The organism is Pseudomonas sp. JS3066, from assembly GCF_036328175.1.
GTDB lineage: Bacteria > Pseudomonadota > Gammaproteobacteria > Pseudomonadales > Pseudomonadaceae > Metapseudomonas.
The window spans coordinates 2936229-2960195 of sequence record NZ_CP143312.1 but is presented as its reverse complement, the minus strand read 5'-3'; the positions used below and the strand labels follow the sequence as shown (position 1 = coordinate 2960195).

Below are 23967 nucleotides of genomic sequence, written 5' to 3'. Positions count from 1 at the left end.
CACGCCAGAACGCCTGATCGGCGATACCGCTTATGGCACGGCCCCGATGCTGGCCTGGATGGTCGAAGAGAAGGACATCGGGCCCCACGCTCACTGAGCGTGTGATTCTGTCGGCGGCATGGGCGGCAGCTACTTTTTCAACAGAATCGGCCAGGAGTGGCCGTCTGGGGCGGGGAAACATACCCGTCCCATTTCTTCCTAAGGTTCGAAAAAATACAGAACGCCATCTGCCCGACTCACTGCAATGCCTGCGCGAGTAGGAACGATCAAGTTACACAGACGAGAGTGAATGCCCTTCCACAGAGGCTCGCCTGTCGCAAGGTCATACGCCGCAGCGTACATACCGTGTACCCATTCGATACCTATTCACGCCATCGCTTGAGTAGCATCTCGATAAAGAGTTCTGCGGTGCTCGACAGGGGTTCGCCATCTCGACGTACCAGACCGATAGTGCGCTCGATGTGCGGCGGAGGCAGGTCGCGGGAACAGAGGTTCTCATGTTCTGCATCCGGCATTGCCATGCGCGGCAAAATCGCGACACCAAGACCGCATTCAACCAGGCCAAGCGAGGTGGACAGATGCTGCACCTCATAGAATCCGTTGAGTCGGATTCCGTGGCCGGAAAGAGCACTGTCGAGCAACATTCGGTTGCCGCTGTCCCGGCTCACAGTGATGAGTCGCACCCCCTGCAAATCTTGCCAACTCACCTCAGGCAGCGCTGCGAGAGGATGGTCGCTGCGCATTGCGAGTACGAAAGGGTCACGAAGTAGGGGCGTGAAGCTAATGTCTGGGTGTTGGGCGCTGATCATGTTGATGCCAAAGTCAGCGTCTCCACTCACCACTCGTTCAAGGCCTTCGTTGGCGCTTACGTCGAGTATTCGGATGCGAATGCCCGGATACGCCTCATTGAAAACTCGTATCACGCTGGGCAGGAAGTAGAACGCCGCGGTCGGGATGCACGCGATCGTCACGGTACCTTTTTGATGTGTCTTGAGCTCACGTATGCCCTGTATCGAGGACTCGTAGTCTTCCAGCATCCGTCGAGCCCGGGGCAGGTATTCCTTGCCTATTTCGGTTAGCCAGGTGCGCCGCGTGGTGCGCTCCAGCAGCTTGGCTCCAAGGGTTTCTTCCAGTTTCTGAAGGCGGCGAGACAGCGCCGGCTGGGATAGATGGAGTGCCTGGGCGGCTTCCTGAAAAGACTGTGATTCAGCTACTCGCACAAAAGCTGCGAGGTCGAGAAATTCTATTCTATGCATGAAAGGATCTCTATGGTTCTGCTTTGCGCATTAATGCTTGAATCCTATCAGTTGGCATTGATCTTTGCATTTGAAGCATCAAAAGGGCGCTGACAAGCTGTAGCCATCGTTGGAACGGTCACGGGTTAAACCAAGATGATGAACAGCATCCCTTGCATGATTATGCGTGGCGGCACCTCGCGCGGCCCCTTCATCCACATGACCGATCTGCCTGATTCGCAGGAAGCGCGTGCCCAGGTCTTACTCGATTTAATGGGCTCCGGACATCCGCTCCAGGTAGACGGTATTGGCGGCGGTAACTCCCTTACCAGCAAAGTGGCCATCGTTGGACACTCCAGTCGTCCGGACGCAGATGTGGACTATCTGTTTGCCCAAGTGGACGTGACTGAGCGCCGGGTAGATTTCACTCCCAACTGCGGCAACATGCTTTCGGCAGTTGGCCCGTTCGCGATCGAGACCGGCCTTGTGGCGCCCACCTATGGCGAGACGCGAGTGCGAGTGTTCAACATCAACACTCAGCGCATCATTGAGTGTTTCGTACCCACTCCGCGTGGTCGCGTGGAATACGAAGGCGATACCAGTATCAGTGGCGTTCCAGGCTCTGCAGCGGGCATTCGTCTCAGCTTCCTGGACGTCGCTGGTGCCAAGACCGGGGCCCTGCTTCCTACAGGTCATGCTATCGAGCAGATTGAGGGTGTCGACGTCACCTGCCTGGATGCCGCGACACCGACGGTGATGATTCGTGCAAGCGACCTGGGTGTGGATGGTCACGCCGATCCGGCTTCACTGGATGCCAACAGCGCAATGCTTGAGCGTCTGGAGCGCATTCGCTGTGAAGCGGGCCGTCGCATGGGCATGGGAGATGTCAGCCAGTCGGTGCTGCCAAAACCCATTCTGCTGTCGTCGGCAGTTGGCGAAGACGGAACGCTGTGTGCGCGCTACTTCGTACCACAGCGCTGCCACAAGGCGCTTGCCGTAACTGGCGCGATCGCTCTTGGCGCCGCTGTGAATGTTCCCGGCAGCGTGGCCCATCGCCTCGCCCTGGAAACCAGTCGCGTAGAAGCTGGCCAACCCCTCGCGTCCATACGTATCGAGCACCCCTCAGGCCATCTGGACCTGCGAGTCGAGTTGCGTGATGGCAACCCGATGGATATCGCCCGAGTCTCGCTGATCCGAACTGCCCGCAAGATCATGGATGGTCGTCTCTATTACCGCATGCCGGATGCAGTCCACTGATTCCAAATGCTGTCCCGCGTCTCGATACGCCCAGACAACAATCACAAGACGGGTAACCCAAATGAACTCTTTCATCACACGCTGCTTACATCACAACTGCGCTGCAACCAGTCATCCACATTCTTCGTGAGGATGGCTGGGGCGCTTGCACGCCCTGGCGATTAGCGGCTTCATGTGCGGCGGCTCGTACGCCTGAATGGAGCTGGAACCCATAATTACAAGAGTCCAACGCCATGCTTTCTCTGCTCGGCTTGTCCATGGTGGTCGTGTTCACCTATCTGATCATGACCAAACGCCTGTCCCCGGTAGTGGCCCTGACAGTAGTGCCCATTGTCTTCGCATTGGTCGGCGGCTTCGCGCCCGAGCTCGGCAAGATGATGCTCGACGGCCTGAAGACGGTGGCGCCTTCTGCAGCGCTATTGCTTTTCGCCATCCTGTTTTTTGGCATCATGATCGACTCCGGGCTGTTCGACCCGCTGATTCGCCGCATCCTGCAGACAGTCAACGGCAACCCGGTGAAGATCGCCATGGGCACCGCCGTACTGTCGCTGCTGGTGGCGCTGGATGGTGACGGCACCACCACCTACATGATCACCGTGGCCGCCATGCTGCCGCTGTACAAGCGCATCGGTATGAACCCGCTGATCCTCGCCTGCATATCCATGCTGTCGCTGAGCATCATGAGCGGCATGAGCCCCTGGGGCGGTCCGGCTACCCGTGCAATCGCCGTACTCGGGCTGGACGCCAGCGAATACTTCATTCCGATGCTCCCGACTATGGCGGGCGGGGCGCTTTGGGTGGTGTTCACCGCCTATATTCTGGGGCGCAAAGAGCTGAAGCGGATCGGCAATACCCATCTGAAAACCGGTGGTGACGACTGCTACATCAAGGCCATCCTGGCCGATAACCCGAACAAGCGACCGAAGCTGATCTGGCTGAACCTCCTGCTGGTGATCGCGGTAATGGTCGCTCTGGTGGCAGGACTGATGAACGCGGCGGTGCTGTTCATGCTCGGCTTCGTCGTGGCCTTGATGATCAACTACCCGCAGCTGGACCTGCAGAAGGAGCGCATCCTCGCCCACTCGGGCAACGCCATGACCGTGGTGCTGCTGGTGTTCGCCGCCGGGGTATTCGCCGGCATATTCTCCGGCACCAAGATGGTGGATTCCCTGGCCAACTCCCTGGTGGAGATGATCCCATCCTCCTGGGGCAGCTTCTTCCCGCTGGTGGTGGCCATCACCAGCATGCCGCTTACCTTCGTGCTCTCCAACGACGCGTACTACTTCGGCATGGTGCCCATACTCGCCCAGGCCGCTGCGGCCTATGGCATCGATCCGGTGGAAATCGCACGCGCGTCCATCCTCGGCCAGCCGGTGCACCTGATGAGTCCGTTGGTGGCCTCGACACTCCTGCTGGTGGGCATGGTCGATACTGACATCGGCGACTTCCAGCGCTTCACCTACAAATGGGCGATCCTCACCTCGCTCGTCATTACCGTGCTGGCCCTGCTAACGGGTGCCATCACGCTGCTCGCCTGAGTTTCCGCGCCCGGCGAAGTCGGGCAAGCCTCCCTGATATCTGGCCCCGTGGTGTGTTCCTGCGCGCCCGCTGGCCGAGTGCGTCCAGAACAAAAAGGTGAAGACACCATGAAAACCAACGCCAAGCCCCTGCCTTCCACCCTGGCGTGCCTAGTCGCCTGCCTGGCACCTGCCGCAGGGGCCGCCGGTTTCATCGAAGACAGCAAGGCCAACCTGCAATTGCGCAACATCTACTTCAACGATGACTTCAAGGATGAGAAGGGCATGTCCGCCAAGTCCGCTGCCAACGCACAGTCGAAGAAGGAAGAATGGGCCCAGGGTTTCCTGCTGGATCTGCAATCCGGCTACACCGCAGGCCGCCTCGGTTTCGGCCTGGACGCCCTGGGACTGCTGGGTGTGAAACTGGACTCCGGCGCTGGGCGAGCCGGTACCGGGCTTTTGCCACTGCACGATGACGGCCGGGCTGCGGACGAATTTTCCAGCCTGGGCCTGACCGGCAAGGCACGCTTCGCCGGTACCACGCTCAAGCACGGCACTCATCAGCCCAAGCTGCCGGTGCTGGTGCGCAACGATGCACGTTTGTTGCCGCAAACCTTCGAAGGCACCCAGGTCACCAGCGCAGATATAGCCGACCTAAGCCTCACAGGTGGTTACTTCGACGAGTTCCGCATGCGCGACTCCAGTGACAACCATTCGATCACTGCCGATGGATACGCAGGTGATGACGGTGAGGGCTTCTGGTTCGCCGGCGCTGACTACAAGCCCAGCAAGGCCCTGATCCTGAGTTACTACTATGGCGAGCTGGAAGAGTTCTACCAGCAGCACTTCATCGGCGTGGTCCACAGCTTGCCCCTGGGGCCAGGCAGCCTCACCACCGACCTGCGCTATTTCCATAGCCAGGATGCGGGAGAGGCGCGCAATGGCGAACTGGACAACGACATGTACAGCGGCCTGCTGACTTACACCCAGAAGGGCCATGCCTTAAGTGCAGGCTACCAGCAACTGAATGGCGAAGGCGGGCTGCCATTCGTCAACGGCGCCACGGTGTACAGCTTTAGCAACGCCGGGGTCGGCAAGTTCGTCGAGGAAGACGAGCGCACCTGGATGCTCGGATATGCATACGACTTTGCGGCCATCGGAGTGCCTGGACTGACTGCTGGCGTTCGCTATTTCAAAGGCCGGGATGGCACGACCGAACTGCGCGGCAGCGAGGTGAATGCCCACGAATGGGAGCGGGACATTGACCTTGCCTACGTGGTGCAACAGGGGGCTCTCAAAGGACTTGGCGTGAAGCTCCGCAACATCGCCTATCGCTCCAGCTACAGCAGGGGCCGCGACAACAATCGCCTGTATTTCACCTACGACATCGCGCTCTGGTAGGTCCCGAATGCGGGCTTACCAGCCCGAAGTGGCGCTTGGAAGAGCGGGCGCCGCGCCCGCGTGCCCACAAGGCGCGCGGGCCCTTAATCCTCAAACCACGCTTTTCCGGCCACCCGTCTCGACTACCCGTCGCGCCGGCGGAGGTTCCGGAGCCGGGGGCTTTGCCCCCGGCATTTTTTATCAATAGCGGAGATACGGATTTATGGAGTGGCTGAGTGACCCTGTTTTCTGGATGGCACTGATGCAGATTATCGCCATCGACATCCTGTTGGGCGGCGATAACGCAGTGGTCATCGCACTGGCGTGTCGGCATCTTCCGGAGGAACAACGCCGCCGTGCCATCGCCGGTGGCGTGGCAGGGGCAATCCTATTGCGCGTCGCGTTGTTGTTCTTTGCCATGCAGCTATTGGCCTTGCCGTACCTGAAGCTGGTAGGTGCGGCGCTGTTGCTATGGATCGGCGTGAAATTGTTGCTGCCCGAAGACGAACAAGCCCATGAAGTAAGGGCAGGTGCGAGCTTCTTCGCTGCAATCAAAACGATCATCATCGCCGACGCTGTCATGAGTCTGGACAACGTACTTGCCGTGGCTGGGGCTGCCGGCGGCAACCTGGTCCTCGTCAGCCTGGGCGTGCTGATCAGCATCCCGATCATCGTCTGGGGCAGCCAGCTGGTGCTCAAGGTGATGGATCGTTTCCCGCAGGTTGTACTGCTGGGGGGCGGCTTGCTGGGTTGGATTGCTGGGGGCATGGCGGTAACCGACATCGCCGTGGCGAACTGGGTTTCGAACGATGTCTGGTCGAAGCACCTGGCTGCAGCTTGTGGCGCTGCCCTGGTGATGGGCACAGGTCTATTGCTGCGCACGCGCGCATCCGCAGTGGTTGATTCGTCAAACGGCTGATGACAGTGGCCTCAGCGAGACAGGCGGATGATCTGCCTCGCCAGGAATGGGCCGACCAGAATGACACCGAATAGGCGCATGGTCTGCATGGCCAGCACCAGACCGACATCCGCCTGGGTATCCAGAGCGATGATTGCCATGGAGTCCAGCCCTCCTGGGCTGGTGGCGAGATAAACGGAGAGGAAGTCCTTGCCCAGCAGTTCCGCAATGTAATGCGCGGACAGGGCGCAAAGCGCGATCAGGGCAAGCGCGCTGAGGAGCATGGCGGGAAGCCGGCGGACGACGAAATCGAAGGTCTCGCGATCGAATCGTAATCCCACGTAGCAACCAAGGGCGCCGTAGGCCAGGCACAACAGCCACTGGGGCAGGTCGATGATGAATACACCGCCCAATTGCATCGCCGCCCCAGCCAGTAGTGGCACGAGCAGCGCGCCTGCTGGGAAGCGAGCACCAATCAACACACTGCCGACCAGAACAAAGATGGTGAGGATGCCATTGGCAGGCACAGCGAAGCCGAGGGCGGCTGCGTCAGCCGGGATTTGGGGGGAAGTAATTTCGCCACCGAGAGCGTGGCTGACGACTGCACCTATTAACACGACGCAGACCACTCGCACGTATTGCATCGTGGCGACCACTCGGGAGTCTGCCCCGTGGTCCTCCGCCATAGCCACCATAGCGGACGCCGCCCCGGGGGACAGGCCCCAGGCGGCGGCGTTACCCGGCAGGTCGCCGTAGCGCACGAGGCAAAGCGCGACGAGCAAACTCATCACCACCGTTATCGCCGTGGCCAGCAGCATGATGGGCCAATCGTGAGCAATGCTCGCAAGCGTTTCGGCAGTGAGCGAATGAGCCACCAGCAAGCCGATGCAACCCTGACCGAATTTGAAAGCGAGCGCGGGTACGCGGATGCGGGCCCCTCGCACGCCAAGTCCAATGGCGACCAGCATGGAGCCAAGGAAGTCAGCAGCTGGCATTCCGATCTGTCGCAGCACTTGACCTGCGATGACCGCAAGAACGAGCAGAAGCAGCCACTGCCACATAAGGGCAATGGAGTCGAGAGAGGGAAGGGTAGGCAAGGCGATTCTCCGTACGCGCTGTGGGGCTGGGTGTGTCCAACGCGCAACGGCAGTATTCTGGTGCTGATTCATCAAGTCTATTTTCTAATTGTGATGAACCGATAATTCAGAGTTATCGATTATGGATCTGCGCGACCTTGCCTATTTCGAGACCATTGCTGAGCTTGGCCATCTGGGCCGTGCTGCGGAGCGTCTGTGTCGTAGCCAGCCTGCTTTAACCAAGAGCATTCAACGCCTGGAGGAATCCCTTGGAGTCAGCTTGTTCCAGCGTGATGGCCGACGCATCAAGCTGACCCCGGCGGGGCATTTGCTCCTGGAGCGAAGCCGTCAGTTACGCCACAGCGTTGATGAGACGCGTCGCGAGGTGCGCGACTTCGCCAATGGTTTGGTAGGAAATATTCGACTGGGCTGTGCAGTCTCTATGGCCGAATACCTGCTGCCGCAGCTCACAGCAACGCTGCTGAGTCTCGCTCCCAATGTGACATTGACACTTACGGTTGGGATGGACGATGTGCTTCGCGAGGGGTTGTTGCAGGGAAATCTGGACCTGGTCATTAGCCCCTTCGTCGACAAGGTAGAGGGACTGGAAACCCATGCTCTGCTGGAGGACCAAGCCGTGGTTGTGGCACGCCGCGATCATCCGCTTTTCAGCAGGCCTATCAGCCAGCGCGAGCTGTGCCGTTACCGCTGGGTGCTGCCACCTCTTTCAGCCAGTGCGCGCAAGTGGATTGACAACGCCTTCATCAGCCGACAACTGCCGACACCCATGGTGCAGGTGGAAAGCACGTCGATTTCCTTGATGCCACGTTTGATTGCCCGTACTGACTTACTCAGTTTCATTGCCCGTGAACACCTGTTAGGTGGGAAGGCGGAGGCCAGTCTGCGGGAAATTCCATTGGCGGATACCACCATGACGCGGGTAATCGGGGTGAGCTATCGCTCCGAGGGTTACAAGTCGCCGGCGACGGCAACTCTCCTGGATATTCTGCTGACTCATCAGGCCAACCTGTTTCTACAGCTTGATTCATGAGGTCCGGCCAACCTTCTCCGGCATGGCAACCCGACGCGACGGGGCATCAAGCAGGCGCGCTGGCTATTGCTGCGCAATCCGGACGAGCAACAAGTCTAAGTCCGCTTTTGGCCGATTCTGTTGAAAAAGTAGCTGGCGCCCCATGCCGCCGGCAAAATCACGCGCTCAGCGTGCGTGGAGGCAGGCAGCATGATGGGCAGTTATCGGGAGGACAGGCGCGCCTGTTTTAATCGTTCAATCTGGAAGAGCACGTCCATGCGAGTGCTGTGGGAACGCTCGATACTTGCGGGCGTTACAATGGCGCCCGCGCCGATTCCCCGAATCGGGCACGCCCGGAGCCAGCTTCAGATGTTCACCCTTGTAACCCTGGACACATCACCGCCCGAATCCCTGAAGAGTCAGGTACTACAAATGGTGGTGGACTACTTCAGCGACATCAGCCCGGTGCCGCTGATGCCCAGCAATCCGCTCTATCAGTTGTATCAGTACGTGATTGGCTACGAGGTGCACCTGTATCTGCAAGCCATGGACAGCTCTCTGGATACTGCGGCGCGCTTGATCCTTGCGCTGGATGATGAAGATCCCTCCCAGGTGCTGGGTTTTGCCCTGTACCTGCCGAGCCAGGATGATTCCGAGGCCTGCACTCTGGCCTATATGGCCGTCAAGGCCAGCCACCGCCGACGCGGTATTGCCCGGGATTTGTTGCAGCAGATGGCCAAGCATCGGCCCCACGTCGAACTGGCCTGCGTGGCGAACAAGGTGCCGACCTTTGAGTCGATGGGGTTTCAGGTACTGGCAGCGCAAGGGCCACATGTGCTGCTGAACACCCGCGATCACCGCTCGGACGGCATGGTGGCGGTGCAGGACCTGACCCCGATTTTCCAATCCAAGGAAGTGCGGCAGATCCACGCGTATCTGGTGCAGCAACACGGCAAGAAGGCCATGAGTGAGGCCGAGAACAAACGCGACCGCCTGCTCGACCAGATGGCCTACCAGGCTCAGGGATTGGTGAAAGAGCGCTTCCCTACGATTCACTGACAGCCGAAGTGGCAGAAGATTTTTTCTGCTTTGGACGTCCGTTATTGGTCATTGGCTTCGGTAAGGCTGACCTGGCGAGTCGGCGTCCATCTTGCTCAGCGGGAGAATCCTCCTGTGCCTTGACTATCAGGGCCTGAGGACGACGATTGCGAGCCGCTGCCAGACATATGCGTGGGAAAAAACGAGTTCCGCGCGGCATGCGCGCTGTTCACAATAAGACTCCCAACGATTGAATATCCCCCTGAGACGCTTTATTTGCCTGCCTTTGAACTCACAACAACAGGACTTCCTCCTTTTTTGTGCTTCGTAAGTTTAGTTGAATTTGTAACAAGGTTTGATGTTGGATGGCTGTTATAAATTTACCGGCAATGTAATTTGGAAGTCGGTTCTGAATATCTGTTCGGATAAGACGAGGTGGAATCGGTGGTTCACTCGCATTGTTCCTCAAGGCAGAGAGACCGCTTGGCTAACCGGGTATTTGTTTCCGCAGTCAACAAAAGAGACCGGCACGGCCCAGGCTTTTGGGGGGACTACATCCGTGCCAGCCAACGCTCGTCGGATTGAGCATTTTCAGCTTGAACGAGAACTGGCTGCGACCGCGTACCATTTATCAACCTGGCCAGACCGTCCGGTAACTATGCCTACAAAGAGGTACGCCAGTACTTCATTAGTTGTAACGCCAATGATCCAAACAGCCGCGCAGAAGTATAAATAACGGCATTGCGACGGCGTCGGAAAAGTGTCGGAGTTTCAGGTCGCCAATTATTGGTACTTGCCAGTTTGGCAAATTTGAAAGACTCGGAGTGGTTATTCGTTTGTGTCGCTTAATGGCTGGTTTTGGCCGTTACCAGTCCTCTGGAAACCCTTGCCATCGACCTGTCGTCGGCACGCAGGTGGCCTGAGAGTCCGGCAATGTCACTCAATGTGCGACAGCGGGACTACCGGGATTGCCGCGGAAGGCACCGATTGCTTTCACCACGCCGAGTACGATCAGCGAAATTCCGAGCACTTCCGGAGCCGTGGGCCACCGATGGGAAAAAAGCAAACCCAGGCACGTGGCGAAAACCATCTCCATGGACAGCAGTTGACTGGCGAGCGTTATGGGAAGGCGCTGGGACGCTATGGTCCAGGCCCACGCGCCGCCAATCGATGCAACCGCCGCAAGCATGAGGGCCGGGAGATACAGGTGACCAATGGCGCTCAGTCCAAAACCCAGCATCGGGGCGTTGAACAATTCCATGCCCGCACCCACGGGTAGGAATACGAGGGTTTGCAGGCTGCCGCCGACCATCATCATGGCTGTCCAGAGCCAGGCATTCATGCCGGGACGTTTCAATAGCGCTCGTTGATTGGCGAGTCCGAACCAGACCCATAGCGCCACTGCAACCATGGAAGCGCCAACGCCGAGGGCTAACGAGGCGTATGGCAAACCCTCAGGCTGGGCGACGTTCTGGACATTTACCAGGACCAGCCCCAGAGCGGCCAGCGAAAACGGAATCTGCAGCAATCGCCATGAGATTCCACCTTGGACATTTCCGCTGATGGCCAGAGCCACGGGCACCAGGCCCAGAAAGGCGGGCGCTATGACAGGGCCCGCATAGGTGGCGGCGATGGCGACCGCCATGAAGTACCCCACATATCCAATGAATCCCAGCCCTGCAGCGGCCAGCCAGTCTTTCCACCCGAGGTTTCGGCAGGATTCGAAATTTGCCATCAGAATCACTGCGCCAATCAATCCGGAAATGATGAATCTGCAGGCCGCAAGATCGAAGATCGAGTACTCGCCGATGAATAGCGGCGCGATGAAGTTCATCGACCATGTCAGGGAGGCGAATGTCGCTGCGGCAATGCCAGTCGTGAGCCCATGTTTCATCTTCGTCGCTACTCATCCTGGATGAACTTGATTGCATGCTGGTTCGTTTCGCTCCCGAACAAGTCAGCTCGGAAGTCGCGACACCAGAAGACAAGGCGCGCATCGAGACCAATAGGGATCTCGGTCCGCCAGAGGATTCTCTGGTGTGCACAAAAAAATTAGAATCCATTGGATTTTCCAAGCACCTGTTCCATAGCGGAACAAAAGGGGGACTCGGATGGACAGGTACAGCGACATGTTGATCCTGGTCGCAGTGGTAGACGCAGGTGGCTTTTCGCCGGCCGCGCGCAAGCTTGGGATGACCCACTCGGCCATCAGCAAACGGGTTCAGCGGCTGGAGGATCGGCTTGGCACGCAGTTGTTGTTGCGCACGACTCGGACGTTGGCGCTGACTGAAGCCGGAGGGCGGTATGTGCGTGAAGCGCGCCCGATCCTCGAAGATATCCGGGCTTTGGAAGCTGCCGTATCGCTTGATTCCGACGCGCCAAGGGGCATGTTGAAAGTCACCTCTTCAAATGCCTTCGGCCATCATCATGTGGTGCCAGCCGTCGTCGATTTCATGCGGGTCTATCCGGAAATAAGAGTAGATCTGACCCTGACGGATGCCATTGTCGACATCAGGCACGAACGCATCGATGTGGCGATAAGAAGCGGTGCGCTATCCGACCCAAGCCTTGTCGCGCAAAAACTTGGATCGAATGAACGTGTCGTTTGCGCATCCCCCACCTATCTCGAGCTGAACGGGATGCCCGCCAGGCCCTCCGACCTGTCTGAGCACCTGTGCTTGAAGCTCAACTTTGAAAGCCGGTTCAACGATTGGGAGTTCCGTTCAGCTTCCAATCGGGCGATTCGGCTGGAGGGGAGTTTTTCCTGCAACAGTGTCGAGGCCATTCGTACTGTGTGTCTGGCTGGGGTCGGAATAGCTCGTCTGCCAGCGTTCATGGTGCGCGACGACCTAGCGTCCGGTCGCCTGATTCCGCTGCTAAAGGATTTTTCACGTTCCTCAGACGCCGCGATCTATGCGCTCAGGGTCGCAAGCGATTTTGTTCCGGCCAGGACTCGAGTGTTCATCGAGTTTCTGTCGGCCCGTTTCGCTTCGACGACCTGATCGACACGAAAGGTCGACAGGCCCTTCAAGGCGGGCTGCTGCCGGCGCCTGGCCGGCGGTTGGGGAGGAGGGCGTCAGTCTGGCAAGGCCACAGCATGCAGCGGCTAGTGTGGGAAGTCTGTTTTCGGGCGGGATTGCTCGGGGCTGAGGTACCATGCTGCGCCGAAACTTACGTCGAACCTCTCTGGCTGCTTATGTCCTCCAACGCGCTGTACACCGACCTGTCCGCTTACTACGACCTGATGTGCGCCGACATCGACTACCGGGCGCAGAGCCACTGCGTACGCCGGCTGCACCAGTTGTTTGGCAATCAGGGGCGCAGGCATCTGGATCTCGCCTGTGGCACCGGGCCGCACGTGCGCCATTTCCTCGATTTCGGTTACCGCAGTGCCGGCCTGGACATCAATCAGCCAATGCTGGATATCGCCCAGCTGCGCTGCCCCGAGGCACAGTTCAGCCGACAGGACATGGCGAGCTTCGGAGTGGGCGAGCCGCTGGATCTGATCACTTGCTTCCTCTACTCGATCCACTACAACGCCGGGCTGAAACAGCTGCAGGAGTGCCTGGCCAGCGTGCACGCAGCGCTTGAGGATGGAGGCGTGTTCTGCTTCAACACGGTGGACAAGCGGCAGATCGATAACCGCTCATTCGTGCGCCATACCGTGGAGCACGAGGGCAGCTGCTTCACCTTCGGTTCCGGCTGGTACTACAGCGGCGAGGGCGAGCAGCAGGCACTGCGCCTCAGCATCGAGAAGACCACGGCGGGGGAGACCCAGGCCTGGCAGGACGAACACGCCATGGTCGCTCTGAGTTTCACCGAGCTGCAGCAGCAGTTGCAGCCCCACTTCGAGGTCCACGTCTTCGAACATGACTACGAGCGGATCACGCCTTGGGGCGGCAAGTCCGGGAATGCATTGTTTGTCTGCGTGAAGCGCTAAGAACCGGTCAGCGATCAGTTGATCGTCGGCCATGCAGCTACGCAACTCAGGGCCAGCCCTACTTCTTGCCGCCTCTGATGTTGCCCACCACGCCACCGGCGACGGCACCGACTGCGGCGCCGGTCCAGCCGCTACCGCCAGCGATGGCCGCAATACCGGCGCCGGCCGCGGCACCGATTGCGGCACCACTCAAGGTACCCTGCTGCTGGGAACTCATCGAGGTGCAGCCGATCAGGCCCGCCGCGACGAGGACGGCGGCAAACGCTTGGAACCCTTTCATGTTCTTCTCCGCTACTTGTTCTGCTGCAAGCCGGGCACGACCATCTCGAACCAGATGGTCTCGATGACCGGCCGCTTCACGCGGTCGGGGTTGGCGGCATACCACTGGTCGAGTCCATCGCGCACGGTGTCGAGCGTGTGGCCCTTCAGGCCTCTGCCGAAACGGGGAATCAGACTCTGTTCATCGGACGGCGGCTTGGTCGCGTGGTAGGCCGCCTCCACCTCGAACGCGTTGGCAATACCAATGAGATAGGCTTTCTTGAGCTCCGGCGATGATTGCGTCCATTGCTCGCCGGTAATCATGGGCACCTTGTCAGCGCCCCACGCCGTCGCCAGGGTCACGCTCAGCGCCAATGCCAGCATGCCCATCCGAACTGTCTTCATCGTCTCCTCTCCTCGTCAGGCTGAACCCCACGCCGTGGCCGGCCTCCCTGCCCGATCGCTGGCAGGGAGGCCGTATCGATGACTCAGTAAGTGTAGGTGGAGGGGGTGCAAACCGCGGCAGCCTTCATCTTCACGATCACTTGACCCGCCCGTTGGATGGCCGGTGAATCGCGATTTCACTCAAGGCCAAGAGGGCGCCTTTGCCGGATAGCCGGGCAATCCCGGCCATCCCTGTTTGCAGGATCCAGACAATCGCTGGATTACCGGAGCAGCTATGAGCCGTTCAGTCGTGACAGGTTGGGATGGTATTTCCGCACCGATAGTGCGTTACCGCACCGAATGCTGGGTTCCCAAAGGGCTTTATCCAGAACTCTATCCATGGCCAGGGACTGACCAGCACTGCACTGGAGAAAGCGATGAGAAGCAAGCTGGAGAACCGACTGGAGGGGAAGCTCGCTGCAATTCTTCCTGAACATGTCGTCAAGTGTTCATATGGGGCGGACGGCATCGTGGCTGTCGCGATTGAAAAGCCCGCAACGAAGGAAAGCTGGTGGATCACCGGAATCGCCATGCAATCGTTGATTAGGAAGGAGACGCTGACAGAAACCGCCGAGCAGATTCTGGTCGAGGTCAATGCCGCGAGCGGGGGGGGCACTGAATTGCTGGCAGATCAGGCCGCCAGTGCGCAGTAGCACAGGCTCGATCATCGCCTTCCAATCAAACGACTTTGATGAGATGTGCATGTACTTCGGCGGTCAGCAGTTCGATACGCACCGTCAACTCTTTGGTAAGCGCTGTGAGCTGAGTGTTTTGCTCCAGCAGTTCCAGCAACTGAGCGCTGGTTTTTGCCGCATTTGCGTGGTGCCGTTCATTGGTGACTGCAAGTGCCTCCCGATGTTTTGCATCCGCTTCGGCATGCGCTTTGTCTCGAGCGGCCTGACGTGTTTGTGCAAGCAGAATCAGGGGCGCGGCATACGCTGCCTGGAGACTGAAGGCCAGGTTGAGCAGGATGAACGGATAGATGTCGAAGTGCGCCAGGCCGGCGACGTTTACACCTATCCACGCCATGACAACCAATGTTTGCGCCCCCAGAAATAGCGGCGTACCAAAGAACCGGGCAAAGGCTTCGGCTTTGAGGGCGAACTGGTCGTTGCCAAATGTTGGAGCAAGATGTTCGTGCGGGCGATGGAAACGCAGGTGATCAGTTTCAGCTAGGGGCGCGGTGTTAGAGGGTGACGTTTTCATTGAACACTCCTGCTCGAGACTGGAACCAGTGCAACAACCTTCCATGAGTTTATGTGCTTGATCGGAGATGGAGCCGACACGGCTTAATCCGTGGGACGTAGAGGGAGTCGAGCCGGGCCTTGGCACTTTTTCCAAGGTGGAACGATGGGAGCTGGGGTAGAAGGGAACCCGGCACATGGCCGGGTCCCGGGTGGTGTGTTGGCCGATGGTTATTCGGGGATTATGCGGGGATTGTGTTCGTCGGGTTTGACGGGCCGCTCTACGCCAGGATCGCTGGGGTCTACCCAATCATCAGGCCGGTCATCGCGCTGGGGATCAAGCGGGTCCTGGGGGGCGTTCGGGTTTTGATTGCCCGGATAGTTCTGGTTCTGACTCTGAGTCATACATCACCTCACGTGAGGCCCAGATTGGCCTCAACCGTTTGAGGTACAGGGAATCAGCCTCGTTCAACCTTTCCGCTGGGGCGACCGTCAAGAGTTTCGAAGCAAACCCATGTGATGGATGTGGCCTAGACGGTGGCTTGCCAGCCACTGCCTTGGAGATTGCCCGAAACATAGCCTTCCACCTACCAGGGCCGAATGATCACTTTTGGTCGATAGCGACCGACTGCTTCCGGCAGATTCTGTTGAAAGAAGGCGGTTCTGCGGCAGCCAGTCGGCCAGATGTTCCAGCTTTTGAAGGGGTTGCAAGCCACTCCAAGTTGCCTTTCGGCCTTTCACTGAGCGTCCGGGCTCAGGTTTGCCGTGCTCCAGCATCCCGTGTGTGCGACAGGCCCAATGAGATGGCGTACAGGCCCGATGACGGCAGGGTCAGATCGAGCCGCGAGGTGTCGGCACCGCGCACTATTGCGGCCAATTGGCCAAGAGCGGGGTCATTCAGTTCGTACTTTTTCAGGAAGGCATCGAAGCTGCACAGCTAATCATCGTGGCTGATCATGCAGCACCTCTTGCCTGTGTCTACAGGCTCTGGGTGGGCTGACCGGCGTCGCGCCAGCCGGTGAAACCATCGATCAGGTAGCGGGCGTCGAGCCCCATGGCTTCCAAGGTCGCGGCGATACCCTGGCTGATTTCGTGGCCATGGGCGCAATAGAGCACCACGGGCCTGTCCCGTGGCACCGAGTCCTTCCAGGCGAACACCGACTCAGGCTCCAGCCACCGCGAGCCGGGGATGGCCGCCGCATCTGCCGCGCGGATACCTGCGCGGCGCACATCCAGCAGCGTGAAATTGCGTCCTGCCGCTTGCCACTCCATCAATTCACAACTCGTGATCCGACTCATCGCACACCTCTCAGGTACGCAACAGATGCACCACCAGCCCTACGAGTGCGCAGGCCAGCAACACCTGAATGACGCCCCGCTTGTATCGGAACAGGGCGATCGCTGCTGCCACGGCGATCAGCGCCGACGGCCAATCGAAGCGGCCGTCGAAGCCTTGGGGCCAGAGCACGTGGTAGCCGAAGAAGAGGGCCAGGTTGAGGATCACCCCCACTACCGCAGCGGTGATCCCGGTGAGCGGAGCGGTGAACTTCAGCTCGCCATGGGTGGATTCCACTAGCGGTCCGCCGACGAGAATGAACAAAAACGACGGCAGGAAGGTAAACCAGGTAACCAGGGTGGCGGCTACGGTGCCGGCGAGGAAGGCTTGTTCGGCGCCGAACATGGGGTGCACATAGCCGCCGATGAAACCGACGAAGGCGACGACCATGATCAGCGGCCCCGGTGTGGTTTCCCCCAGGGCCAGGCCGTCGATCATCTGAGTCGGTGTCAGCCAGCCGTAGTGGCCCACCGCGCCCTGGTACACGTAGGGCAACACGGCATAGGCACCGCCGAAGGTGAGCAGCGCGGCCTTGGTGAAGAACCAGCCCATCTGGGTCAGGGTGCCCTGCCAACCGAACAGCGCAGTGAGCAGGCCCATCGGCAGCACCCAGAGTAGGGCGCCCACGGCTACCAGGAGCAACAGGCGTGACCAGCGAAAGCGCGCATGCTCGGGTGTAGGCGTGTCGTCATCGATCAGCGCCGGGCCGTAGGTGGTCTTCGCTGCGCCATGGCCGCCACCGAGAGCGAACCTGTCCGGGGCGAGACGACCACCGATGTAACCGATCAGGGCAGCTCCCAACACGATCAAGGGGAAGGGGACATTCAGCGCGAAGATGGCCATGAATGAGGCGGCGGCGATGCCCCACAACCAGTTGTTCTTCAGGGCGCGCGATCCGATGCGGTGGGCGGCCTGGACCACGATGGCGGTGACTGCCGGCTTGATGCCGTAAAACAGACCGGCGACCACCGGCACTTCGCCGAAGGCGATGTAGACCCAGGACAGGGCGATCAGGATGAACAACGAGGGTAATACGAAGAGCGCGCCGGCAATGACGCCTCCCCAGGTCCGGTGCATCAGCCAACCGATGTAGGTCGCAAGCTGCTGGGCCTCCGGCCCGGGCAGCAACATGCAGTAGTTCAGGGCGTGGAGGAAGCGTCGCTCGCTGATCCAGCGCCGCCGCTCCACGAGCTCCTGGTGCATGATGGAAATCTGCCCGGCGGGTCCGCCGAAACTGATGAAACCCAGCTTCAGCCAGAACAGGAAGGCCTGGAACAGCCCCACGGGGGCGGTTCCGGTTTGTGTCTGCCCGGCGGTACGCATGGTGTGCTCACTCATCGTTTTTCTCTTCATTCGCAAAGGCGGTCAGCAGGCCATCGAAGATGGCGCTGGCGGCGGCCAGCAGCTGATCGTCATCAAGGATGCTTTCCCGCAGGCCGGCCAGAACGCGTTCGATGCCAGCTGCTTCCACCGGCTGAACGCCCCCTACATCCAGGTAGTGCACCAGGGCAGCGACCCGTTCCAGGGAAAATGCATTCAGCTCGAAGCTGGCTTGCAGGGTCTCGAAGGTGACGCGGTTGCCGACGTGGCTGAAGGTGGCACCGTCGAAATCGAATCCGAGCGCATCCACCGGGCAATCTTGGGGAGAGTCTAGCCAGAGGATGCGTGCGTCGTGATCGATGAAGCGGCGGATCAGCCAGGCGCTGGCCAAGCGGTCGACCCAAGGGCGCTTGCGGGTCGCCCAGCTACGGCCCTGGTAATCCTGTTGCCTGAGCACTGGAATGGGCTGGTCATGGCTGCATGGCTCGTCTGCCGACAGGGCACGGCTGACGGCGGTTTCCAGCTCTTGCAGAGCCGTATCGACGTCCTGGCGGGGCTGGCCAGGGAAATAGTCGATGGCGATCAACTGGGCGAAGGCCTTGCGCAGCTTGCGGATTTGCTTGGTAGAGCCCAGCGCATTCTCGGTCGTCAGCTGGCCACGGCATGCGTCGACCTCGGCGCGCAGGCTTGCGTAGTCCTCGCTGCGGTCGAAAAGCGGAATGAAGCGCTCACCCTGCGGGTCCTGGATGGGGAGCAGGTAGGCGGTGCCATTGATCGAAAGGATGTCGCGCTCGATGTCGGCGAGGGCTTCGCGGCAGGCGTCGCTGTCAGGGAGCAGATACACCCCGTCCCGCAGCACTGCGGCGCCGCAGGCTTTCAGCGCCCGCCAGGCGCGCATGCGCGCGGTGGCGTTGGCAGTAGGGAGGGCGAGAACAAGGGATATCCAGCGCATGATGTAGAGTATCTAACAAAATATGTCTGATACATTACATTAGTACTTGCTGTCGTATAAAAGAAGATCCGCCTGTCCAAGCGACCTCGGCTTTTGGGGCGATTGGATATTGGCGAGCCGGACTACCCGCTGCACGCCGTCCGGACCGCAGGCGTGCAGTTCGCCGAACATGGCGCGCTTCCAGCCGCCGAAGCTGTGGTAGGCCATCGGTATCGGCAGCGGCACGTTGACACCGACCATGCGCACTTCGATCTCGTCGCAGAACAGGCCTACTCGTGAACTCTCTGCACTGTGGTCATGCCTGCGTTCCTCGTCAGATATCCAGGACCAGTGGCTGTACGCCGCTTTCATCTTCCGCGGGCACGGCGCAGCAGATGAGCGCCGTGCCCGCTTCCGGCATTTCTGCCGGGGGGTTGGGATAGTGCACCTGCCCGCTGAGCACTCGTGTGCGGCAGGTGCCGCATGAGCCGCCGCGGCAGCTGAAGTCGGGAGACAGCCCACGGCTTTCCGCCAGTTCCAGCAGGCTGCCGCTATCCGGTTTCCAGCGGGCTTCCTTGGCCGAGGCGGAGAAGTACACCGGCACCGGTGATGTCGCCGCCGGCGGCTGGGCGGGCTTTGGCGGTTGCGCGTCGTCATTGCGTCGCAGCGTCGAGGGGCCGAAGGTTTCGGCGTGGATGCGCCCATCGGCGATGTTCAGCGCGCGCAGACCGTCGTAGATGGCCTGGGTAAAACTCCCCGGCCCGCACAAGTAGAAGTCGTAGTCGTCCAGTGGCAGGTGGGACTTGATCTCCGCGATGTCGATGCGTCCGGTCAGCTCATGGTCGCGCCCCTGAATGGCGTCCTCGCCCGGATTGCTCAGCGCACGGCGCACCCGCAACAAGTCAGGGCAACGCTGGCGCAGTGCCTCGATCTCCTGTTGAAAGGGCAGTTGCTGCAAGGTCCGCGCGGACTGGAACAGGTAGATGCGGCGGTTGCGACCCTGTGATTCGTTCTGCGCAACGAGTTCCCGCAGCATCGAGAGCAGTGGGGTAATGCCAACGCCCGCGCCGATCAGCACCACGGGCCGCTCGGTGTCGCCGGCAAGGGTGAAGTTGCCCATGGGCGCGCGTACTTGCAGCCGGTCGCCGACCTGGAGCTGTTCGTGCAGGTGGCGTGAGGCCCTCCCTTGTGCCTTGACGCTGATGCGCAGGTGGCCGTCCGACGGCGCGCTGGAGAGGCTGTAGGTGCGGATCAGTACGTCTTCGCCGTTACCCGCGGGAATGCGCAGCGGCAGATGTTGACCCGGTGTGAAGCTCACCGTCGCACCGTCTGGGGGCTGGAGGTAGAAGGAGCGGATGTCCTGGCTCTCCTGTTCCAGGCGAGCCACTTGCCATTCCTGCCACTGCTGGCGCTGTTCGCGCTGGCGCAGCTTTTCGTCGGTCTCGGCCCATGTGCCGGTCATCAGGCTGGTTGGCGCGTACTCCTGGAAATCCCAACGGATCGACAAGGCGTGCGGCCGTAGCACGGCCTTCTGCACGTCGAAGTTCCAGAGACGCTCGGCGCCCTCGAAGGCGGCGATCATCGGGTTGTCGAATATCAGTTCCGTGGTCCCGGACAGTTGCAGCACGTCGCCGCTGGCGAAGTCGACGAAAAGTAATCCGGCGATCGGGTTGAGCTGCAGGTTGCCCAGGGTGTTGAAGTGCAGGTTGCCGGCGTAGTCCGGGATGGTCAGGCGATTGCCCGTGACCTTGACGAAGCCGGGCCGACCGCCGCGATGGGAAACATCCACCGAGCGTTGCCCGTCCTCGTGTTCGACGTAGCTGGCAACGAAGAAGGTGTCGGCCTTGCGGATCATGTCCGCCAGCGTCTCGTTCAGCGCCAGGAAGTCCTGGCGCGGGTTGCGCTCGCCGTTCCGTTGTTCGTCGCGGGTATAGGCGCGCTGCTGGATGTACTGCGGGCAGTTGCCGAAGGAGTGTTCGACGGCGACCTCCAAATGGTCCGCTTCGACTCGCTGCAGGATGCCGTTGATGCGGTTGCGCCGACGTGTGTGCAGCTCGATGCCCAGCATGCCGATGGCGCCGCCGGCTTGCAGGCCGCTGGCGGCTGGGTCCTGGCCGTCTGGTTTGGTGGCCAGCACCAGACGCCGGGGATCGGGCGAGGTGACGAAGCCTTCTGGCCCTTCGAGCAGCGTCGCCCAGGGGCGTCCCTGGTCATCCACCGCGCCGGCGACCATGAACGGCAGCTGGTGATAGAAGTCGCGGTGCTGATCGGGCATGTAGTCGCGGATTACCCGCTGACCGAAGACTTCCATGCGCTCGGAGACACCGACGCGTTCCTGGAGCGCCTTTTCACCGGCATGCCAGGGTGAGTGGCGGTGCTTGGGAAGATGGTCCATGGCAGACACCTCGTTGGAAGGCTGCCGGATTCCCGGCAGCGGACGGCTGATTCAACCGGCTTGCAAGCCCGCGGCGGTGCGCTGCATGGGGACGAAACCGGGGAGCGCCTCGATCCGGGCCAGCCAGGCACGCAGGTTCGGGTAGTCCTGCAGCGACACGTTGCCTTCCGGCGCGTGTGCGATGTAGGCGTAGTTCGAAACATCGGCGATGGTCGCGGCATCGCCAGCGAGGAAGGGGGACTTCGCCAGCTCGCTGTCCATCACCTGGAACAGTGTGTGGGCGCGGGTGAGGACTTCCTCGGTGTTGAAGTTGGCGCCGAACACCGTGTTCAACCGCGCTGCTGCCGGGCCGAAGGCAACCAGGCCGGCGGCTACCGACAGCCAGCGCTGCACGCGTGCCGCTCCCTGCGGGTCTTCAGGCAGCCAGTTGTTGCCGTACTTCTTCGCCAGGTAGACGAGGATGGCGTTGGAGTCGCTGACGATGGTGCCGTTATCGTCGATGACCGGCACCTGGCCGAAGCTGTTGAGGGCGAGGAATTCGGGGTGCTTGTGGGCACCCTTGGCGAGGTCGACGAAGACCAGCTCGGTAGGCAGCTCCAGAAGCGAGAGCAGTAGCTCGACGCGGTGCGCGTGGCCGGACAGCGGGTGGCGGAAGAGTTTGATGGGGCGGGACATGGCAGCGACTCCGAATCGGGTGGGGGGAGGCAGCGCCGAGTCGGACCGGGTCGGGGTTCTCGCGCTGACGGATGCATCCTGCGCCGTGACGAGCAGCAGCAGAATCACCAGTCAGGACAATCCAGCATTTCAGAATCCGAAAGAATGGCGCCAAGGCTCAGCCGCGCAGGGCCGGATGGGCGCGCAGGCGGGGCACCGCGAAGTCGAGGAAGGTCCTGACCCGCGCAGCGGCGCGGCGGCCCTCGCGGTAGATCAGTCCTACCGGCAGGCCGGGCGCCGCGAAGTCTTCCAGCACCGCTTCAAGCCGGCCTTCCTGCAACTCCTGATGCGCCTCATGGCTCATGCAGCGCGTCAGCCCCAGGCCCAGGGTGGCGGCACGGATCGCCGCGTTGCGGGTACTGCAGGTCAGCCGCGGGGCCAAGCGTACCGAGCGCGGCGCCCCTTGGTGGAGGAAGCGCCACTCGCTCATGGCGCCGGTGGCAATGATCAGATGCGCCTTGAGATCGTCGGGCGTTTGCGGCCGCCCCTGGCGAGCCAGGTAGTCCGGTGCCGCGCAGACGATGGGGTTCACCATTCCCACCGGCAAGGCAAAGTCCGAGGAATCGGGCAGGTGGCCGATTACCAGAGCGACATCGATACCGTCCTCCAACAAATGGGGCACGTCTTCGTGGGTCTGCGCGATCAGTCGCACGTCCGGGAAGGCTGCCAGGTAATCGAGGGCGATGGGCGCGAAAACCTGGTGGGTCATCAGCAGCGGCACCGAAATGGTCAACTGCCCGGCCGGGTGCGCGTGCAGGCCAGTCACCGAACTCTCCGCTTCGGCGATCTCCTGCAGGAGCTGCCGACTGCTCGTGGCGAAGGCTTCCCCGGTGACGCTCAAACCGATGCCGCGCGGCCCCCGCAGCAGCAGCGTGGTCTGCAGGCGCGTCTCAAGCGCGGTGACCATGCGCATCACGGTCGCCGTGGACAGGCCGAGCAGCCGGGCCCCGGCGGCAAGGCTACCGGCCCGCGCCACGGCGTCGAACACTTCCATTTCCCGGTAACGGCCCAAGGCACTACTCCGCCGCAATGGCCTGCAGCGCCGGATCGTTGCGCAGGCGCTCGAAGCAGTGGTCGACGAAGGTGCGGACCTTGGCGGATACCCGCGTGCCGCCCTGATGCAGCAGGTGAATGGGGAGCGGCGGGATGCTGTACTGCTCGAGGACGATTTCCAGCTCGCCTCGGGCGACGGCTTCGGCAACCTGATAGGACAGCACCCGGGTATAGCCCCAGCCCCTGCGTGCGGCGTGGATCGCCGCATTATTCGAACTGACCACGAAGCGTGCCTGGGGGCGCTGGGTAATGGGCCCTTCAGGTCCGATGAACTGCCAGTCGGTCAGCAGTGAGCTGGCCGAGGACATCACCACCGGCGCGCCGAGCAGATCGGCAGGTGTCGCGGGCCTTCCAGCCGATTCGAGGAAGGCCGGAGCAGCACAGATCACTTGGCGGACTTCACCGACCTTCAGCGCGGTCAGGTCGCCCTCGGGTAGCTGGCCGATGCGCAGGGCGACGTCCACACCTTCGTCGATCATGTTCACCACCCGATCCACCAGCATGGCGTTGATCGTCACCTCGGCATGGGCGGCGAGGTAATCGGCAATCAACGGCACCATGTACAGCTCGCCGAAGATCACGGGGGCGGTCACGGTGAGATTGCCGCGTGGGCGCAGAGCGCTGCCGGAGGCCAACTCCTCCGCTTCCTCCAGCTCCAGCAGGATGCGCCGGCAGTCTTCCACGTAGCGCCGGCCGGCCTCGGTCAGCCGGACGCTGCGCGTACTGCGCGCCAGCAGCAAAGTGCCGAGCCGCGCCTCCAGCGCCGCGATCGCACGGGTCACGCTGGGCGGCGAGAGACCCAACTGCTTCGCGCCCGCCGCGAAACTTCCCGCTTCCGCCACCACCACCAGCACTTTCATTTCCTGGAACCTGTCCATGCTTCACCGCTTCGTGCCTGCAACCTGACGAGGAAGTATGCATGGCGACGATTGGCTGCAGTGCTGAAATCATCGCGAAGCAG

General features: G+C 60.9%; 23 protein-coding genes and 1 pseudogene. 9 read left to right on the top strand and 15 right to left on the bottom strand.

Annotation, left to right across the window (positions count from 1 at the left end; genetic code table 11):
• Nucleotides 1-362: 362 nt before the first annotated feature.
• The gene (locus tag SA496_RS13765; RefSeq protein ID WP_120650649.1) at nt 363-1256 is read right to left on the bottom strand and encodes a LysR family transcriptional regulator; all 894 of its coding nucleotides are present in this window, start codon (nt 1254-1256) and stop codon (nt 363-365) included.
• A gap of 138 nt (nt 1257-1394) precedes the next feature.
• Here SA496_RS13765 and SA496_RS13760 point away from each other — a divergent pair, with 138 nt between their 5' ends.
• The 4 genes from SA496_RS13760 to SA496_RS13745 all read left to right on the top strand — a co-directional run bounded on the left by SA496_RS13760 (nt 1395) and on the right by SA496_RS13745 (nt 6308).
• Entirely contained in the window at nt 1395-2492 is a 1098-nt protein-coding gene (locus tag SA496_RS13760) for a 4-oxalomesaconate tautomerase (RefSeq protein WP_218569242.1), read from the top strand.
• Between the two features lie 233 nt (nt 2493-2725).
• Nucleotides 2726-4030, top strand: coding sequence for a CitMHS family transporter (locus SA496_RS13755; protein ID WP_120650653.1), 1305 nt, complete (start codon nt 2726-2728; stop codon nt 4028-4030).
• 108 nt (nt 4031-4138) lie between these two features.
• Complete coding sequence (locus SA496_RS13750) at nt 4139-5410, top strand: OprD family porin (protein ID WP_256660943.1); 1272 nt, start codon at nt 4139-4141, stop codon at nt 5408-5410.
• 202 nt (nt 5411-5612) lie between these two features.
• The gene (locus SA496_RS13745; RefSeq protein WP_330115574.1) at nt 5613-6308 is read left to right on the top strand and encodes a TerC family protein; all 696 of its coding nucleotides are present in this window, start codon (nt 5613-5615) and stop codon (nt 6306-6308) included.
• An 11-nt stretch (nt 6309-6319) separates the two neighbouring features.
• On the opposite strand, the gene SA496_RS13740 is transcribed toward SA496_RS13745, so the two are convergent.
• Complete coding sequence (locus SA496_RS13740) at nt 6320-7348, bottom strand: AbrB family transcriptional regulator (RefSeq protein ID WP_330115573.1); 1029 nt, start codon at nt 7346-7348, stop codon at nt 6320-6322.
• Nucleotides 7349-7505: 157 nt separating this feature from the next.
• Between SA496_RS13740 and SA496_RS13735 the strand changes: the two genes are divergently transcribed.
• Nucleotides 7506-8414, top strand: a complete 909-nt coding sequence (locus SA496_RS13735; RefSeq protein WP_120650659.1) for a LysR family transcriptional regulator — start codon at nt 7506-7508, stop codon at nt 8412-8414.
• 348 nt (nt 8415-8762) lie between these two features.
• A complete protein-coding gene (locus tag SA496_RS13730; protein ID WP_330115572.1) occupies nt 8763-9452 on the top strand; it encodes a GNAT family N-acetyltransferase in 690 nt (229 codons plus the stop codon).
• A 919-nt stretch (nt 9453-10371) separates the two neighbouring features.
• Here the strand turns inward: SA496_RS13730 and SA496_RS13725 are convergent.
• On the bottom strand, nt 10372-11325 hold the full coding sequence (locus tag SA496_RS13725; RefSeq protein WP_280359602.1) for a DMT family transporter: 954 nt from the start codon (nt 11323-11325) through the stop codon (nt 10372-10374).
• A 235-nt stretch (nt 11326-11560) separates the two neighbouring features.
• On the opposite strand from SA496_RS13725, the gene SA496_RS13720 reads away from it, so the two are divergent.
• On the top strand, nt 11561-12433 hold the full coding sequence (locus SA496_RS13720; RefSeq protein ID WP_330115571.1) for a LysR family transcriptional regulator: 873 nt from the start codon (nt 11561-11563) through the stop codon (nt 12431-12433).
• Nucleotides 12434-12627: 194 nt separating this feature from the next.
• Complete coding sequence (locus tag SA496_RS13715) at nt 12628-13371, top strand: class I SAM-dependent DNA methyltransferase (RefSeq protein ID WP_120650667.1); 744 nt, start codon at nt 12628-12630, stop codon at nt 13369-13371.
• Nucleotides 13372-13429: 58 nt separating this feature from the next.
• Here SA496_RS13715 and SA496_RS13710 read toward each other — a convergent pair whose 3' ends face one another.
• Together SA496_RS13710 and SA496_RS13705 are read right to left on the bottom strand one after the other, a co-directional pair.
• Nucleotides 13430-13651: a YMGG-like glycine zipper-containing protein gene (locus tag SA496_RS13710; RefSeq protein WP_120650669.1), complete on the bottom strand. Its 222-nt coding sequence runs from the start codon at nt 13649-13651 to the stop codon at nt 13430-13432.
• Nucleotides 13652-13662: 11 nt separating this feature from the next.
• Nucleotides 13663-14034, bottom strand: coding sequence for a hypothetical protein (locus SA496_RS13705; RefSeq protein ID WP_280359595.1), 372 nt, complete (start codon nt 14032-14034; stop codon nt 13663-13665).
• A gap of 416 nt (nt 14035-14450) precedes the next feature.
• Here SA496_RS13705 and SA496_RS13700 point away from each other — a divergent pair, with 416 nt between their 5' ends.
• Entirely contained in the window at nt 14451-14726 is a 276-nt protein-coding gene (locus SA496_RS13700) for a hypothetical protein (protein ID WP_120650673.1), read from the top strand.
• A gap of 25 nt (nt 14727-14751) precedes the next feature.
• On the opposite strand, the gene SA496_RS13695 is transcribed toward SA496_RS13700, so the two are convergent.
• The 10 genes and pseudogenes from SA496_RS13695 to SA496_RS13650 all read right to left on the bottom strand — a co-directional run bounded on the left by SA496_RS13695 (nt 14752) and on the right by SA496_RS13650 (nt 23884).
• A complete protein-coding gene (locus SA496_RS13695) occupies nt 14752-15279 on the bottom strand; it encodes a DUF1003 domain-containing protein (protein ID WP_120650675.1) in 528 nt (175 codons plus the stop codon).
• Nucleotides 15280-16011: 732 nt separating this feature from the next.
• Nucleotides 16012-16194 (bottom strand): chromate resistance protein ChrB domain-containing protein, encoded by a 183-nt coding sequence (locus SA496_RS13690; RefSeq protein WP_256661014.1) that lies wholly within the window; start codon nt 16192-16194, stop codon nt 16012-16014.
• A 41-nt stretch (nt 16195-16235) separates the two neighbouring features.
• On the bottom strand, nt 16236-16529 hold the full coding sequence (locus SA496_RS13685; protein WP_330115643.1) for a rhodanese-like domain-containing protein: 294 nt from the start codon (nt 16527-16529) through the stop codon (nt 16236-16238).
• A 37-nt stretch (nt 16530-16566) separates the two neighbouring features.
• Nucleotides 16567-17931, bottom strand: coding sequence for a chromate efflux transporter (gene chrA / locus SA496_RS13680; protein WP_120650679.1), 1365 nt, complete (start codon nt 17929-17931; stop codon nt 16567-16569).
• On the bottom strand, nt 17924-18865 hold the full coding sequence (locus SA496_RS13675; protein WP_371924330.1) for a chromate resistance protein ChrB domain-containing protein: 942 nt from the start codon (nt 18863-18865) through the stop codon (nt 17924-17926). Before SA496_RS13675 ends, chrA begins: the two co-directional genes overlap by 8 nt.
• Nucleotides 18866-18990: 125 nt before the next feature.
• Nucleotides 18991-19132: pseudogene (locus SA496_RS13670) on the bottom strand (hypothetical protein); the annotation flags it as partial.
• Between the two features lie 46 nt (nt 19133-19178).
• Nucleotides 19179-21239, bottom strand: coding sequence for a pyridoxamine 5'-phosphate oxidase family protein (locus SA496_RS13665; RefSeq protein WP_330115570.1), 2061 nt, complete (start codon nt 21237-21239; stop codon nt 19179-19181).
• 51 nt (nt 21240-21290) lie between these two features.
• The gene (locus SA496_RS13660; protein WP_330115569.1) at nt 21291-21914 is read right to left on the bottom strand and encodes a glutathione S-transferase; all 624 of its coding nucleotides are present in this window, start codon (nt 21912-21914) and stop codon (nt 21291-21293) included.
• 157 nt (nt 21915-22071) lie between these two features.
• Nucleotides 22072-22965, bottom strand: coding sequence for a LysR family transcriptional regulator (locus SA496_RS13655; protein ID WP_178123585.1), 894 nt, complete (start codon nt 22963-22965; stop codon nt 22072-22074).
• A gap of 4 nt (nt 22966-22969) precedes the next feature.
• The gene (locus SA496_RS13650; RefSeq protein ID WP_120650691.1) at nt 22970-23884 is read right to left on the bottom strand and encodes a LysR family transcriptional regulator; all 915 of its coding nucleotides are present in this window, start codon (nt 23882-23884) and stop codon (nt 22970-22972) included.
• Between the last annotated feature and the right edge of the window lie 83 nt (nt 23885-23967).

What these genes read in the sequence shown, in the direction of transcription:
- SA496_RS13765 (WP_120650649.1), bottom strand. Translation starts at nt 1,256, where the DNA reads ATGCATAGAATAGAATTTCTCGACCTCGCAGCTTTTGTGCGAGTAGCT.
- SA496_RS13760 (WP_218569242.1), top strand. Translation starts at nt 1,395, where the DNA reads ATGAACAGCATCCCTTGCATGATTATGCGTGGCGGCACCTCGCGCGGC.
- SA496_RS13755 (WP_120650653.1), top strand. Translation starts at nt 2,726, where the DNA reads ATGCTTTCTCTGCTCGGCTTGTCCATGGTGGTCGTGTTCACCTATCTG.
- SA496_RS13750 (WP_256660943.1), top strand. Translation starts at nt 4,139, where the DNA reads ATGAAAACCAACGCCAAGCCCCTGCCTTCCACCCTGGCGTGCCTAGTC.
- SA496_RS13745 (WP_330115574.1), top strand. Translation starts at nt 5,613, where the DNA reads ATGGAGTGGCTGAGTGACCCTGTTTTCTGGATGGCACTGATGCAGATT.
- SA496_RS13740 (WP_330115573.1), bottom strand. Translation starts at nt 7,348, where the DNA reads ATGTGGCAGTGGCTGCTTCTGCTCGTTCTTGCGGTCATCGCAGGTCAA.
- SA496_RS13735 (WP_120650659.1), top strand. Translation starts at nt 7,506, where the DNA reads ATGGATCTGCGCGACCTTGCCTATTTCGAGACCATTGCTGAGCTTGGC.
- SA496_RS13730 (WP_330115572.1), top strand. Translation starts at nt 8,763, where the DNA reads ATGTTCACCCTTGTAACCCTGGACACATCACCGCCCGAATCCCTGAAG.
- SA496_RS13725 (WP_280359602.1), bottom strand. Translation starts at nt 11,325, where the DNA reads ATGAAACATGGGCTCACGACTGGCATTGCCGCAGCGACATTCGCCTCC.
- SA496_RS13720 (WP_330115571.1), top strand. Translation starts at nt 11,561, where the DNA reads ATGTTGATCCTGGTCGCAGTGGTAGACGCAGGTGGCTTTTCGCCGGCC.
- SA496_RS13715 (WP_120650667.1), top strand. Translation starts at nt 12,628, where the DNA reads ATGTCCTCCAACGCGCTGTACACCGACCTGTCCGCTTACTACGACCTG.
- SA496_RS13710 (WP_120650669.1), bottom strand. Translation starts at nt 13,651, where the DNA reads ATGAAAGGGTTCCAAGCGTTTGCCGCCGTCCTCGTCGCGGCGGGCCTG.
- SA496_RS13705 (WP_280359595.1), bottom strand. Translation starts at nt 14,034, where the DNA reads ATGAAGACAGTTCGGATGGGCATGCTGGCATTGGCGCTGAGCGTGACC.
- SA496_RS13700 (WP_120650673.1), top strand. Translation starts at nt 14,451, where the DNA reads ATGAGAAGCAAGCTGGAGAACCGACTGGAGGGGAAGCTCGCTGCAATT.
- SA496_RS13695 (WP_120650675.1), bottom strand. Translation starts at nt 15,279, where the DNA reads ATGAAAACGTCACCCTCTAACACCGCGCCCCTAGCTGAAACTGATCAC.
- SA496_RS13685 (WP_330115643.1), bottom strand. Translation starts at nt 16,529, where the DNA reads ATGGAGTGGCAAGCGGCAGGACGCAATTTCACGCTGCTGGATGTGCGC.
- chrA (WP_120650679.1), bottom strand. Translation starts at nt 17,931, where the DNA reads ATGAGTGAGCACACCATGCGTACCGCCGGGCAGACACAAACCGGAACC.
- SA496_RS13675 (WP_371924330.1), bottom strand. Translation starts at nt 18,865, where the DNA reads ATGCGCTGGATATCCCTTGTTCTCGCCCTCCCTACTGCCAACGCCACC.
- SA496_RS13665 (WP_330115570.1), bottom strand. Translation starts at nt 21,239, where the DNA reads ATGGACCATCTTCCCAAGCACCGCCACTCACCCTGGCATGCCGGTGAA.
- SA496_RS13660 (WP_330115569.1), bottom strand. Translation starts at nt 21,914, where the DNA reads ATGTCCCGCCCCATCAAACTCTTCCGCCACCCGCTGTCCGGCCACGCG.
- SA496_RS13650 (WP_120650691.1), bottom strand. Translation starts at nt 23,884, where the DNA reads ATGGACAGGTTCCAGGAAATGAAAGTGCTGGTGGTGGTGGCGGAAGCG.